The following is a 13,189-nucleotide window of genomic DNA, read 5'->3' as shown; positions in this document are numbered from 1 at the left end:
TCTCGACCGTCCACGATGGGCGGTCTACGCCCGCAGTAGGGTGACCAGCCCGGCGGCCACCAGCACGCCGGCCCAGAGCCGATCGACGTTGAACCACGCCCGACGCAGCACCCCGACCCCGAGCACCTGGTAGACCAGCATCGCCACGACCAGGGCGGTGCCGAGCATCGCCACGGTGTGCACGCCCGCCGCGGCCAACCCGGGCAGCGCACCGACCGGCGCGGCGGCCAGGTGCCCGGAGTGACCTCCGGGCACCGGCTCGGCGACCAGCACCGGCAGCAGCATCAGCCCCGCGCCGTGCGCCGACGACATGAGGAACGACCAGCCGGCGAGCTGTGCCGCGGACAGCCGCATCCCCGCCCAGCGAAAGTGCCGCTCGGAGAGCAACCGCCACAGCCCGAAGCCGACCAGCAGCACGCCGCCGACCACCGCCAGGGCCGTGCTCGCCGTCACCGACCTGGTCGCGGTGACCAGGGCGGCGACGATCGCCACCGAGGCGAGATGCCCCGCCGCGATCGGCGGCAGGGCGCGCAGCAGCGCCGCCTGGCTGCGCTCCTGCAGGCCCCGGGCCACCGCGAACAGCCACCCCATCGCCGGGTTCAGACCGTGGAACGCGCCGAGCGCCGCCAGCGTCGCCAGGGTCCCGAGGGTCACGGGAAGCAGTACGAGTCGGAGGACGCGTCCCCGCCCTGCAACCGGGTCTGGTGCACCCGCAGCCCTCGGAACTCCTCGCCGTGCGGGAAGAACCGCTCGTCGGGTGTGAGCCCGCCGCCCTCGACGTCGACGTCGAGCTTGGCCAGCCAGGCGCCCACCCCGTCGGGATAGAACTGGTCGTCCCACGCGCCGTAGAGCGAGTTGCTGACGTACACCCGCCGCCCGTCCCGGCTCACCTCCACCATCTGCGGCCCACCCGCGAGGGCCTCGTCCGGTGCGGACGGGTGCGCGGTCCGGCGGACGATCCCGCCGAGGTGCACCGAGCCCGTCTGCACCGGGTGCAGCGGGTCGGTGACGTCGTACTGGCGCAACTCACCCGTGCCCCAGCAGGAGACGTAGAGGAACCGGTCGTCCACCGACAGGTCGATGTCGGTCACCAGCGGCGGCACCGCGCCGAACGGCTTGAGCAGGTCGGGCAGATCCGCCGGGTCGGCCGGCTCGGCCGGGATGTCGATCACCTTGGTGACCGCCCAGGAGTCCCCGTCGCGGTGCCACAGCCAGACTGAGGCGGACAGGTCCTCGACGCTGATCACCACCCCGACGAACCCGTACGACTTCGTCGGATCGTGCGCCGGGCGCAACTCCAGCGGCATCTGGTACTGATCACCCAGGTCGACCCGCTGCACGTGCCGGCGTTTCGCGAGGTCCCAGAAGTGGATGGCATGGCCGTAGCGCCGGCCCAGCAGCAGCTCACCGATGATCCCGTCCTCGATCATGGACGGGGTGCCCCACTCACTGGTGACCAGCACGTCCTGGGTGAGGTGCCACCACACGTCGTACGCCAGGAACTGCGGCCCCCGGTCGGCCTCCCACGCCCCGCGGACGTCGAACGTGGTGTGGTCGAGGATGGCGATGCCACCCGGACCCTCCTCGCCGTCCGCGCCGCCGAGGGCGGAGAGGTAGATGCCGTCCGGGCCGCAGTGCACGGTGTGCGGCCGGGAGTAGCCGGCCCGCTTCGCCAGCTCCTCCGGCCCGATCACCTTGACGACCTGCGGCTGGCGCGGGTCGGGCTGCGTGTCGAGAACGTGGATCCGCGACGAGCGCAGGCCGGGCACGATCAGGTAGCGCCGCTCGACGTGCGGGTGCGGGGCGGTCGGGCAGAGCGCGCTGCTGCACGCGTTCCACCCGAAGTGGTGCACCTCGTCGCCGACGTACGGCAGGTCGGTCCAGCCGACGACCCGGCCGTAGTCGGGGGAGTCGGGATCGGTGTCCAGCACCGCGATGGCGTCCGGGCGGCTGGCCGTACGGTCGAAGGCCGCCACGTAGGCGAGCTTCTCCGCCGGAGCGGTCGCCGCCTCGCGGGGTGACGGGTAGAAGGTGGGGTCGGGGGTCCAGCGGGTCATCGGGTCTCCGCTTCCTCAGGTGGTGGGAACGCCGAGTCGGTCGAGCAGGTGGCGGCGCAGCGCGCCGAAGCCCGGGTCGTCCGGCGTACGGGTGGGTGTCAGGTCGACGGGCAGTTCCGCGGCGATGCGGCAGTCGTCGAGGAGCAGGATCCGGTCGGCCAGCAGGAGCGCCTCCTCCACGTCGTGGGTGACCAGCAGGGCGGCGAAGCCGTGCTCGGCGCGTAGCCGGCGCAGCAGCACCTGCATCCGCAGCCGGGTGAGCGCGTCGAGGGCCCCGAACGGTTCGTCGAGTAGCAGCAGGTCCGGTTCGCGGACCAGGGCGCGCGCGACGGCCACCCGCTGCGCCTGCCCGCCGGACAGCTCGGCTGGCCAGGCCCGGTGCCGCTCGGCCAGCCCGACCTCGCGCAACGCCCGCTCGATCCGACCGGCGGTGTCCGGGCCGGACAGGCCGAGCCCGACGTTGGCCGCCACCCGCTTCCAGGGCAGCAGCCGGTGTTCCTGGAAGACCACGGCGGCGGTGCCGTGTACGACGGTGTCGCCGCTGGCGTCGCCGTCCAGGCCGGCGAGGATGCGCAGGAGGGTGCTCTTGCCCGAGCCGCTGCCGCCGAGCAGGGCCACCACCTCGCCCCGCGCGATGGTCAGGTCGACCCCGGCCAGCACGACCGTCGGCCCGAAGGACCGGCGGATCGCGTGGGCGGTCAGCACCGGGGTCGCGCCGATCAGGTGGCCCGCAGTCCGCGTCGCCATGTCAACATCCTCCTCTCCGCAACGCGCAGGGCAAGGTCGGATATCAGCCCGAGCAGCGCGTAGACGAGCAGGCCGAGGACCACGACGTCGGTCTGGCTGAACTCCCGCGCCTCCATCATCAGGAAGCCGATGCCGGTCTGGGCGTTGACCTGCTCGCCGACGACGAGGCTGAGCCAGGCCGCCCCGATCGCGAGGCGCAGGCCGAGAAAGAGCGACGGCAGCGCGCCGGGCAGCACCACGTGGCGCAGCCGGGCGGCCTGCCCGAGCCCGCAGGCGCGGGCCGCCTCCACCAACCGTTCGTCGATGTCCCGGATGCCGGCGTAGGTGTTGAAGTAGATGGGGAAGAACGCGCCCAGGGCCACCAGGCTGATCTTCAGCGACTCGCCGATGCCGACCCAGATGATCAGCAGCGGCACGAGGCCCAGGTGGGGCAGCATCCGGGCCATCTGCACCGGCGGGTCGACCAGGTCGTCGCCGAGTCGCAGCAGCCCGGCCACCGTGCCCAGGACCAGCGCCAGGACGCCGCCGATGAGCAGCCCCGCTCCGGCCCGGGTGAGGGAGTCCACGAGGTGGACGGCGAGCGTTCCGTCGCGGGACAGTCGCCAGCCGGTGGCCAGCACGTCGCTCGGCGCGGGCAGCTTCTCCGGCGCCAGCACCCCGGTCCGGGCGGCCAGTTCCCAGCCCAGCACCAGCACGACCGGGCTGACCAGCCGCCGCCACCGCCGGGTCGACCGGGGGCGCCCGGGGTCGGGCGGCGCGACGGCCGCGGCTTCGGGCGGCGTTTCCAGCAGAGGTGTACGGCTCACTGGAACACCGCGCTGAAGCGGTCGTCCAGCCGGCTCCTGATGTCGACCGGGCCCGGTATGAGGTCCAGCGCGATGAAGCTGTCGGTGATCGCCTGGAGTTCGTCGCCGATGGCCGGGGTGATCGGGGCGAGCGGCTTGGCGCTGCGGTCCAGGGCGCGGCTGGTGACGTCCTGCGGGATCTTCAGCTCCGGCGCCAGCGTGCTGGCCCGCTCCTGCGGGTTCGCGATGCCCCAGTCGGTCACCTCGCGGTAGCGCTGCAGGAACGCCCGGATGTCGTCCGAGCGCTGGGCGACCGCGTCGGGGGCGGCCAGCACGTACTCGCGGTTGCTGGCCAGGCCGGTCGCGTCGGCGAGCACCCGGACGCCCGGCTGCTCGGCCAGCGCGAAGTACGGGTCCCAGATCACCCAGGCGTCGACCTGCCCGCTGTCGAACGCGGGCCGCCCCTCGGCCGGCTTGAGGTACGTGACCTTGATGTCGTTCAACGTCATCTTGTTGGCCTGCAGCAGCCGGACCAGCAGCCAGTGCACGTTGGAGCCCTTGTTGAGGGCGATCGTCCTGCCCTTGATGTCGGCGAAGCTGCGGTAGCCGCTGTCGGCCTTGACCAGCACGGCCTCGCCCTGCGGGATCGGCGCCGAGGTGCCGATGATGGAGAACGGGATCTTTCCGGCGGCGGCGAAGACGGGTGGCGCCTCGCCGACCTGTCCGATGTCGATCGACCCGGCCTTGAGCGCCTCGGTGAGCGCCGGCCCGCTCTCGAACAGCGACCACTCGACGCCCGGGGTGCCACCGCGGGCCTTGACCAGGCTGAGCCCTCCGAAACGCTGGTAGCCCACCCGTAGCTTGCCGGCGTTGCCTCCGGCGTCGGCGGGCCCGCCGCAGGCGCTCACGCCGGCCGTGGCGAGCAGGACCACGGCGGTGAACGCGGCCGTCAGCAGACGGCGACGCGGGGGATGACTCGTCGAGGGGGTGCGCATGGCGGCTCCTTGGGTCGGGCAGGTGTGCCGGGCCGCATCGACCGGCGTGGGTGACCGTGGGCGGTAGCCTACTAACCCGATAGGTTTTATGGGTAGGCTGTCGGCGGGATCGTCCCACCCCTCAGGAGGTGCCGCCTCACCGCGCGCGCCGCCCGCACCCGCTCCGCCGCGCACTGGAGGAAAGAGCCCCGATGACCCTCACCTTCCACTGGTTCCTGCCCACCAACGGCGACAGTCGCGACATCGTCGGCGGCGGCCACGGCGTACCGACCGGAGCCGCCGGTGGCGCCCGCCCGGCCAGCGTGGCGTACCTCGGGCAGATCGCCCGCAGCGCCGAGCAGCTCGGCTTCGTCGGCGCGCTCACCCCGACCGGCGCGTGGTGCGAGGACGCCTGGCTGTCCACGGCGATGCTCACCGAGGTCACCGAACGCCTCAGGTTCCTGGTGGCCTTCCGGCCCGGCCTGACCTCACCCACCCTCGCCGCCCAGATGGCCTCGACGTTCCAGCGGCTGTCCCGGGGCCGCCTGCTGCTCAACGTGGTCACCGGCGGCGAGTCGCAGGAACAGCGGGCGTACGGCGACTTCCTGGACAAGGACGCCCGGTACGCGCGGGCCGACGAGTTCCTGCACGTCGTCCGCGCGCTGTGGCGAGGTGAGACGGTCGACCACCACGGCGCGCACCTGCGCGTCGAGCAGGCGCGGCTGCACCGGCTGCCCGACCCGGCGCCGCCGGTCTACTTCGGTGGCTCGTCCGCCGCCGCCCTGCCGGTGGCGGTACGCCACAGCGACGTCTACCTCACCTGGGGCGAGCCGCCGGCCCAGGTCGCCGACAAACTGGGCCGGGTGCGGGCGCTGGCCGCCGACGCCGGCCGGGAGCTGCGGTTCGGCATCCGGCTGCACGTCATCGCCCGGGACACCGCCGACGAGGCGTGGGCACAGGCCCGCCGCCTGCTCAACGGCATCGCCGAGGCCGACATCCGGGCCGTGCAGGACGGGCTACGCCGCAGTGAGTCCGAGGGGCAGCGCCGGATGCTCGACCTGCACGGCGGCTCCCGCGACAGCCTGGAGGTCTCACCCAACCTGTGGGCCGGCGTCGGACTGGTCCGGGGCGGCGCGGGCACGGCGCTCGTCGGCAGTCACAGCGAGATCGCCGACCGGATCGCCGAGTACCACGCGCTCGGCATCGACGAGTTCATCCTCTCCGGCTATCCGCACCTGGAGGAGGCGTACTGGTTCGGCGAGGGCGTCCTGCCGATCCTGCGCGAGCGCGGACTGTGGCGGCACCCCGACGGCCAGCCAGGTCCGGCGGACGACGTCGACATCCCCTTCGCCGGGACGTCGACACCCCGCTCGGCGCCGGAGCCCGCGGTGGCCCGCTGACCGGCCCACCCGCGGTTGTGGGCGCCCCGGCGGGCATCGTCGGCTTGTCGTGGCGTGCTAAGACGGAGGCACATCCGCGACCTGGTGGTGATCGCGTGGACGAATGGGCAGCCGACGCGCCCGCACCTGTAGACCCGCCGCTGCCGCGACGCGCGCGGTCGCGGCTGGCGGACGTGTTCGACGACGACCTGGTCGAGGTCGCGGACGAACGCCCGCCGTATCAACGTCGGTGGTCTGAACCACCCGCTGATGAGGACCTACTGTTCGGTGACGAAGAGCCTGACAGCACGCGGGCCGACGTCGATTGGTCGGACGCCGGCAACCCGGTCGACGCGGTAGATGTCGCCGACAAGCCGGATGCGGTGCCGTGGTGGGTCACCCGAGGGGAACAAATCAGCGCGACGACGCTGTCCAACCACAAGAGGGAGCGTGGGCACAGGCTGCACGGTTTTGCCGTCGGCTACGACACATTCTGGGATCACGTCGACGATGATCCAGTGTCGGTGGTCCCCACGGTACGAGCCGCCGAGCTCGCACTGGCCTGGCGGCACTGCGCGCTGCGCTCACTGTGGACGCCAGGACTGCTACCGCTCCTGTTCGGCGCGGTGGTGGCCGCCGTCGCGGCGTTCGGCATCGTCGGTGGGCCATTGGCTCACCGGCTGGTGGCCTTCGCCACGAGCCTGCTGTTCGGGTTCATCGTCGCGCTGGTCGTCTCGCGCCTCGCCATCCAGTGTCGCGGCGTGGCCGTCGTCGGGGGCGCCGTGGCCGCGGCGTGCGTCGCGGTGTCGACCGTCCCGACGATCCACGGGACTCGCTGGTACGACGTCCTGGTAGGGCTCGCGTTCGCGGGTGCTGGGCTGCTCTTCGTCGCGCTGTGGCCGATCGTGCGGGAGTGGCGCATCGAGCGGGACCACTGGACCCGTCCCGACGTGGCCCTGATCGCCGCTCTCCTGGAGTTTGCCGACTGGGTCGAGTTGAATCCGGCAACAGAGGACCGGCGTCGTGCCGTGGAGGCCCTGGACCGCGCCGCCACCACGTTCGAGTTCGCGTGGCACCGCGTCAACCGGACGGGTGTCGACGTCACCGACCGGCAGTTGCGTGCCTGGGCCGGCCGGATCCGCGCCGAGACCCGGGAGCTGCAACGGTGGTGCGCGTTCGGCGCTCCATCGAAGGTCTACCTGCTCCTGCGCACCTACCTGCTCATCCAGGCGATCGTCAACCGCTACTCCCTCGACGACCACGAGGAGAGCTGGGTACGGCACGGGAGCTGGCGTCGGCCACCGACGTCGGCGATCGCCCGGCTGTGGGTACGCGGCAGGCGGTCCGCTCGGTACGTGCGCCAGTGCCTGCTCGCCGCCGTCATCGCCAGCGTCGCCCTGCTGCTGCTCGCGGTCACGGTGTGGAGCGCCGTGCCGACCTTCGTCGGCGTGCACATCTCCCGTGACCTCGGCTCGGCGCTGAACTTCGACCCGACGATGCGGGTGTTCGTCGCCACGATCAGCGTGTCGTTGTTCGCGGTGGCCGGGCGCGCGTTCACCCACCGGCACTGAACCGACGAGTCGGTGCGTGGTCGACAGGACACGTCCTAGTCGGATCGGCCGGCCCGACCACGGGCGACCCGGCGTGCGGCGAGGCTCACCGCCGTACTGCCCACCGCCATCCCGACCAGCACCAGGACCGCCCCGACGACCCACAGTCCGCTGTCGTCGCGCGACGCGGCCTGGCGTGACCAGGCAGCGGTGAAGGCGACAGTCATCACGGGGGCCACCAGCCACGGGCTGAGTCGCCACGCGGCCAGGGCGGCCAGCAGCACGAGCGTCAGCACGCAGCCGATCACCTGCCACGGCTCGTACGGGCCGCTGGTCGCGCCGGTCCGCGCGTCGACCGTGTAACCGGTGTCCCAGCCCAGCCAGAGCAGCCACACCCCGACCGTGGCCACCGCCAGGAACAGCGCACCGAACAGTGCGTGCGTACGCCTCATCGCCGTCATCGGGCGATCATCTCCCGCAATGACTCGCGCGGGAATGAGTACGCGTACCTGTCGACAGCCCGGCGTCAGGCCCCCGTGGCGTCCCACACCACGACGTGGACGACGAACGCCTGATCCGCCCGGGTGGTGGTGATGGTGGCGAACCCCAACCGCCCCTCGGAGGTACGGAAACAGAAGTCGGCGCCGTCCGTGAACGAGTCCCGCGCCGACCCGGTGGCCGACGCGACGCAGCCCGCGTACGCCTGGGCGGGGTTGCCGCCGGAGTACGGGTACACGTTCGGCGCGTTGGCGACCTGGATGTTGTCCGAGCGCACCTGCCCCCAGTCGTGGTACAGGTCCAGCCCATCGGTCGCACCGTTCGAGTGGTGCGCGACGACCTGCTGATCGGGCTGGTCGACGTCGACCGCGGCGGCGCGGGGCAGCACGACGTTTCGGTCCACGAGGGTGCGGGGCGCGTCCGGGTCCGTCGCCGTCGTACCCCCGGTGGTCGGGGTGGCCTGCCCCGCGGACGGCGTGGCGGGGTCGGTGGCTGGCGGGGGCGCGGCGGCCGACGTCCCCGTCGGGGAGCCGGCGGTGGGCGGCGACGTCGACTGGCGGTTGAGCTGGGTCGCCACGACACCGCCGAGCAGCAGGCAGCCCAGCGCCAGCAGAGCGACCGCGAGACGGGTCCGCCGATACCACAGCCAGAACCCGGCGAGCAGCAGGACCGCGGTGAGGGTGAGGACGAACAGCAGCACGTCCCGGCGCAGCACGCTCTCCACCGCGGTCACCACACCGAGGACGTTGGCCGCCACGCCGATCACGGCGAGCGTCCGGATCCGGTGATCGCCGCTGCCGCTGCCACTCGTTGCGGACGGCGTGGCCGACTCTCCCAACACGTGCCTCCACTGTGGACGTCGCGCGACTGCGCGGGAGCGGGCGGGACGACGGGACGGACCCGCCCTGTCATGATCCCATCGACGCGCTCGTGCGCCAGGCGCCGCACACCGCGAGCATGTGCGGGGGGCGAGTCGGCTATCCGACGGGCCGCGGCGTCACCGCTGATCCCGAACGGACTGTTGCCCCTGCCGGTGACAATCCTCTACGGTCTGCTCAAGCGGTGGGCGGTGCGGTCCGCATCCGACCGGACACCGCCGGATGCCCGTCGCGCGGGCCGGGATGGTGGAGTCCCGGGCCACCCCGTCGACGGTGGTTCCGGCGGTCGTGTGACTCCAGCTCGTCCCCGGGTGACTGCTGCCCGGCGCGGCTCCGTACGGGGCCGACGGCGAGCCGGACACGCCGATCCCCACCGGAGAGTCCCGTGTTCCTCAGCCCGCACGAGCAGGACCGCCTGCTCGTCCACGTCGCGGCCGATGTCGCCCGCCGCCGCCGCGAACGCGGCCTGCGCCTCAACTACCCCGAAGCCGTCGCGATGATCACCGCCTTCCTGCTCGAAGGCGCCCGCGACGGTCGGTCGGTGGTCGACCTCATGTCGGCCGGCCGGAGCGTGCTCGGCCGCGACGACGTCCAGGACGGCATCCCCGAGCTGCTGAGGGAGGTGCAGGTGGAGGCGACGTTCCCGGACGGCACCAAGCTCGTAACGGTGCACCACCCGATCCCGTGATCCCGGGGGAGATCCTGCCGGCGGCCGACCCGGTCGAGATCAACGCGGGCCGGCCGGTGACCACCCTGGTCGTGGTCAACACCGCCGACCGGCCGGTGCAGGTGGGCTCGCACTACCACTTCGCCGAGACCAATCCGGCCCTGACCTTCGACCGGGTCGCGGCCTGGGGGCAGCGCCTTGCCGTACCGGCGGGCACCTCGGTCCGTTTCGAGCCGGGCGTGAGCCGCAGCGTGGACCTGGTCCCGCTCGGCGGCGCGCGCGTCGTGCCGGGCCTGCGCGGGGAGTGCGCCGGGCCGCTGGACGAGGCGTTCCCGGCCGCGCCGACCACAGACGCGCCGACGACAGACGCGCCGACAAATGAGGCGCCGACGAGCGAGGCGCCGACTAGCAACAGGCCGGCGCGATGAGCGCCGTGCGGCGGGACCGCTACATCGACCTGTACGGACCCACCACCGGTGACCGCATCCGGCTGGCCGACACGAGCCTGCTGATCGAGGTGGAGACCGACCACTGCGTCGGCGGCGACGAGGCCGTCTTCGGCGGTGGGAAGGTGATCCGCGAGTCGATGGGGCAGTCGCGGGCCACCCGCGCCGAAGGAGCCCTCGACACCGTCATCACCGGCGCCGTCGTGCTCGACCACTGGGGTGTGGTCAAGGCCGACGTGGGGCTGCGCGACGGGCGGATCGTCGCCCTCGGCCGGGCCGGCAACCCGGACACCATGTCCGGCGTCCACCCCGACCTGGTCATCGGCCCGGCCACCGAGGTGATCGCCGGCAACGGCCGGATCCTCACCGCAGGCGCCGTCGACACCCACGTGCACTTCATCTGCCCGCAGATCGTCACCGAGGCGCTCGCCGGCGGCGTCACCACACTCGTCGGCGGCGGCACGGGCCCCGCCGAGGGCACCCGGGCCACGACGGTCACGCCCAACGCCTGGCACCTGGCCCGGATGCACGAGGCGCTGGACACGCTGCCGGTCAACGTGCTGCTGCTCGGCAAGGGCAACACCGTCTCGCAAGAGGCGCTGTGGGAGCAGCTTCGGGCCGGCGCGGGCGGTTTCAAGCTGCACGAGGACTGGGGCACCACCCCGGCGGCGATCGACGCCTGCCTGCGGGTGGCGGACGCCTCCGGGGTCCAGGTGTCGATCCACACCGACACCCTCAACGAGGCGGGATTCGTGGCCGACACGCTGCGCGCGATCGGCGGGCGGGCGATCCACTCGTACCACACCGAGGGAGCGGGAGGCGGGCACGCGCCGGACATCATCACGGTGGCCAGCGAGCCGAACGTGCTGCCGTCGTCGACCAACCCGACCCGCCCGTACACCCGCAACACCCTCGCCGAGCACCTGGACATGCTGATGGTCTGCCACCATCTCAACCCGTCCGTGCCGGAGGACCTGGCCTTCGCCGAGAGCCGGATCCGACCGTCCACCATGGCCGCCGAGGACCTGCTGCACGACCTCGGCGCGATCTCCATCATCGGGTCCGACGCGCAGGCGATGGGCCGGGTCGGCGAGGTGATCCTGCGGACCTGGCAGAGCGCCCACGTCATGAAGGAGCGGGTGGGCGCGCTGCCGGGCGACGGCGCGGCCGACAACCACCGCGCGCGACGGTACGTGGCGAAGTACACCATCTGCGCGGCGATGGCCAACGGGCTGGAACGGGAGATCGGCTCGGTCGAGCCGGGCAAGCTCGCCGACCTGGTGCTCTGGGACCCGGCGTTCTTCGGCGTACGACCGCACCTCGTGCTCAAGGGCGGCATGATCGCGTACGCCCAGATGGGTGACGCCAACGCGTCGATCCCCACCCCGCAGCCGATGCTGCCGCGCCCGATGTTCGGGGCGTACGGGGCCGCGGCGGCCGCCACCAGTCTGACGTTCGTCGCGCCGGCGGCCCTGGACGCCGGACTGCGCCTGGACGTGCGGCGGCGGGTCGTGCCGGTCGCCGACGTGCGGTCCCGGGGCAAGGCCGACCTGCCGGAGAACAACGCGATGCCGCACATCGAGGTGGACCCGGACACCTTCACCGTGCGGATCGACGGCGAGGTGGTGGAGCCGGACCCGGTGCCCCACCTGCCGATGGCCCAGCGGTACTTCCTGTTCTGATGGCGACGTCGAGCCTGCTCCTGCTGCTGGCCGACGGGCGCTTCCCGGCCGGCGCGCACGCGCACTCCGGCGGCCTGGAGGCGGCCGTCGCCGCCGGCCGGGTCAGCGACCTGGCCTCGTTGGAGTCGTTCCTGGTCGGCCGGCTGACCACCGCCGGGCTGGTCGGCGCGGCGTTCGCGGCGGCGGCACACCGGGTGGCGCTGCCAGCCTGCGGCACCGCAACCGAACCAGCCCGGGCCACCGCACGGTCGCTCGGACGCGGCCATCCCGCCGGGCGGCCGGCTGCGCCGGCCGCTTTGGCCGCGCGGTCGGGTGCGCCGGCCGGTTCCGGCGGGCGGTCCGACGCCCTGGCCCGGCTCGACGCGGAGCTGGACGCCCGGACCGCCGCCCCGGCGCTGCGCGCGGTGTCCCGCCGCCAGGGACGGGCGCTGCTGCGCGCCGGACGGGCCATCTGGCCGCAGGCGCCGTTCGGTGACCTGCCCGCCACACCCGGGGGAGCGCACCAGCCGCTGGTGCTCGGGCTGCTCTGCGCCGCCGCCGGGTTGAGCCGCACCGAGACCGCAACGGTCGCCGCGTACGGGACGGTGACCGGTGCGGCCAGTGCCGGCGTACGTCTGCTCGGCCTCGACCCGTACCAGGTCCAGGCCCTGCTGGTCGGCCTCGTCGACCTCTGCGACGGCACAGCCGCCGACGCGGCCCGTGCCGCCGACGACCCACCCGAGCGGCTGCCGGCCGCCGCCGCCCCGCTCGCCGACATCTCTGCCGAAGTCCACGCCACCTGGGAGGTGCGTCTCTTTGCGTCCTGACATTGTTGAGCCGACCGATGTACCCGCCGCTGCACCCGCTGCCGGGCCGCCGCACGACGAGACCGTTCCGCACACCCATCCCGAGCCGGGGGTGGACCCGCACCCGCAGCTGGCACCCTCGGGCCGAGCGCTGCGGGTCGGCATCGGCGGGCCGGTCGGGTCCGGTAAGACCGCGCTGGTGGCCGCCCTGTGCCGGGCGTTCGCCGACGAGTTGCGGCTCGGCGTGGTGACCAACGACATCTACACCACCGAGGACGCCGACTTCCTCAAGCGGGCCGGCGTCCTGGACCCGGCCCGGATCCGCGCCGTGGAGACCGGCTGCTGCCCCCACACCGCCATCCGCGACGACATCGGCGCCAACCTCGACGCCGTGGACGAACTGGCCGAGGCGCTCGGTCCGCTGGACCTGGTGCTGGTGGAGAGCGGCGGCGACAACCTCACCGCCACGTTCAGCCGGGGCCTGGTCGACCGGCAGATCTTCGTGGTCGACGTGGCCGGCGGGGACAAGGTGCCGCGCAAGGGCGGGCCCGGGGTCACGTCCGCCGACCTCCTCGTGATCAACAAGACCGACCTGGCGCCCATGGTGGGCGCCGACCTCGCGGTGATGGACCGGGACGCGCGGGCCCGGCGCGGCGACCTCCCGACCGTCTTCCTGTCGATCGTCGGGGGCCCGGCGGGGGGGGGGGGGGGCCCCCCAAGACGGCGCTCGCCGTGCACTGG

At 73.1% G+C, this 13,189-nt stretch carries 14 protein-coding genes; 7 read left to right on the top strand and 7 right to left on the bottom strand.

The features are described from left to right. Positions 1 to 24: 24 nt before the first annotated feature. Genes ABZU46_RS21750 through ABZU46_RS21730 form a run of 5 tightly spaced genes read right to left on the bottom strand, consistent with a single transcriptional unit; the run spans position 25 to position 4,584 of the window. Positions 25 to 654, bottom strand: a complete 630-nt coding sequence (locus ABZU46_RS21750; protein WP_354860546.1) for a hypothetical protein — start codon at positions 652 to 654, stop codon at positions 25 to 27. Then, positions 651 to 2,057, bottom strand: coding sequence for a selenium-binding family protein (locus ABZU46_RS21745; RefSeq protein WP_354860544.1), 1,407 nt, complete (start codon positions 2,055 to 2,057; stop codon positions 651 to 653). The genes ABZU46_RS21750 and ABZU46_RS21745 overlap by 4 nt, the downstream gene beginning before the upstream one ends. Positions 2,058 to 2,072: 15 nt before the next feature. Further along, positions 2,073 to 2,804 carry an ABC transporter ATP-binding protein gene (locus tag ABZU46_RS21740; protein ID WP_354860543.1) on the bottom strand — a complete coding sequence of 244 codons (732 nt, stop codon included), beginning with the start codon at positions 2,802 to 2,804 and terminating at the stop codon, positions 2,073 to 2,075. Continuing rightward, the gene (locus ABZU46_RS21735) at positions 2,777 to 3,610 is read right to left on the bottom strand and encodes an ABC transporter permease subunit (protein ID WP_354860542.1); all 834 of its coding nucleotides are present in this window, start codon (positions 3,608 to 3,610) and stop codon (positions 2,777 to 2,779) included. The genes ABZU46_RS21740 and ABZU46_RS21735 overlap by 28 nt, the downstream gene beginning before the upstream one ends. Further along, complete coding sequence (locus ABZU46_RS21730; protein WP_354860540.1) at positions 3,607 to 4,584, bottom strand: aliphatic sulfonate ABC transporter substrate-binding protein; 978 nt, start codon at positions 4,582 to 4,584, stop codon at positions 3,607 to 3,609. The genes ABZU46_RS21735 and ABZU46_RS21730 overlap by 4 nt, the downstream gene beginning before the upstream one ends. A gap of 191 nt (positions 4,585 to 4,775) precedes the next feature. Here ABZU46_RS21730 and ABZU46_RS21725 point away from each other — a divergent pair, with 191 nt between their 5' ends. Both ABZU46_RS21725 and ABZU46_RS21720 read left to right on the top strand, forming a co-directional pair. Continuing rightward, positions 4,776 to 5,963, top strand: a complete 1,188-nt coding sequence (locus ABZU46_RS21725) for an LLM class flavin-dependent oxidoreductase (RefSeq protein ID WP_354860538.1) — start codon at positions 4,776 to 4,778, stop codon at positions 5,961 to 5,963. Between the two features lie 497 nt (positions 5,964 to 6,460). Next, positions 6,461 to 7,513 carry a hypothetical protein gene (locus ABZU46_RS21720; protein ID WP_354860537.1) on the top strand — a complete coding sequence of 351 codons (1,053 nt, stop codon included), beginning with the start codon at positions 6,461 to 6,463 and terminating at the stop codon, positions 7,511 to 7,513. 35 nt (positions 7,514 to 7,548) lie between these two features. Here ABZU46_RS21720 and ABZU46_RS21715 read toward each other — a convergent pair whose 3' ends face one another. Beyond that, the gene (locus tag ABZU46_RS21715; RefSeq protein ID WP_354860535.1) at positions 7,549 to 7,953 is read right to left on the bottom strand and encodes a hypothetical protein; all 405 of its coding nucleotides are present in this window, start codon (positions 7,951 to 7,953) and stop codon (positions 7,549 to 7,551) included. Between the two features lie 65 nt (positions 7,954 to 8,018). Then, positions 8,019 to 8,831 carry a hypothetical protein gene (locus ABZU46_RS21710; RefSeq protein ID WP_354860533.1) on the bottom strand — a complete coding sequence of 271 codons (813 nt, stop codon included), beginning with the start codon at positions 8,829 to 8,831 and terminating at the stop codon, positions 8,019 to 8,021. 422 nt (positions 8,832 to 9,253) lie between these two features. On the opposite strand from ABZU46_RS21710, the gene ABZU46_RS21705 reads away from it, so the two are divergent. The 5 genes from ABZU46_RS21705 to ureG all read left to right on the top strand — a co-directional run. Further along, positions 9,254 to 9,556: an urease subunit gamma gene (locus ABZU46_RS21705; RefSeq protein WP_354860532.1), complete on the top strand. Its 303-nt coding sequence runs from the start codon at positions 9,254 to 9,256 to the stop codon at positions 9,554 to 9,556. Continuing rightward, positions 9,553 to 9,963, top strand: a complete 411-nt coding sequence (locus tag ABZU46_RS21700; protein ID WP_354860531.1) for an urease subunit beta — start codon at positions 9,553 to 9,555, stop codon at positions 9,961 to 9,963. The genes ABZU46_RS21705 and ABZU46_RS21700 overlap by 4 nt, the downstream gene beginning before the upstream one ends. Beyond that, positions 9,960 to 11,663: an urease subunit alpha gene (locus ABZU46_RS21695; protein ID WP_354860530.1), complete on the top strand. Its 1,704-nt coding sequence runs from the start codon at positions 9,960 to 9,962 to the stop codon at positions 11,661 to 11,663. Before ABZU46_RS21700 ends, ABZU46_RS21695 begins: the two co-directional genes overlap by 4 nt. Next, positions 11,663 to 12,469, top strand: coding sequence for an urease accessory UreF family protein (locus ABZU46_RS21690; protein WP_354860528.1), 807 nt, complete (start codon positions 11,663 to 11,665; stop codon positions 12,467 to 12,469). The genes ABZU46_RS21695 and ABZU46_RS21690 overlap by 1 nt, the downstream gene beginning before the upstream one ends. 91 nt (positions 12,470 to 12,560) lie before the next feature. Continuing rightward, positions 12,561 to 13,189, top strand: a 629-nt coding sequence (gene ureG / locus ABZU46_RS21685) for an urease accessory protein UreG (RefSeq protein ID WP_354860569.1), incomplete at its 3' end; no start/stop codon positions are given.

The sequence above is a fragment of the Micromonospora sp. NPDC005197 genome (genome assembly GCF_040608295.1).
Classification (GTDB): Bacteria; Actinomycetota; Actinomycetes; order Mycobacteriales; family Micromonosporaceae; genus Micromonospora.
The sequence above is the reverse complement of the archived record's forward strand: the minus strand, read 5'-3'. Positions and strand labels throughout refer to the sequence as shown.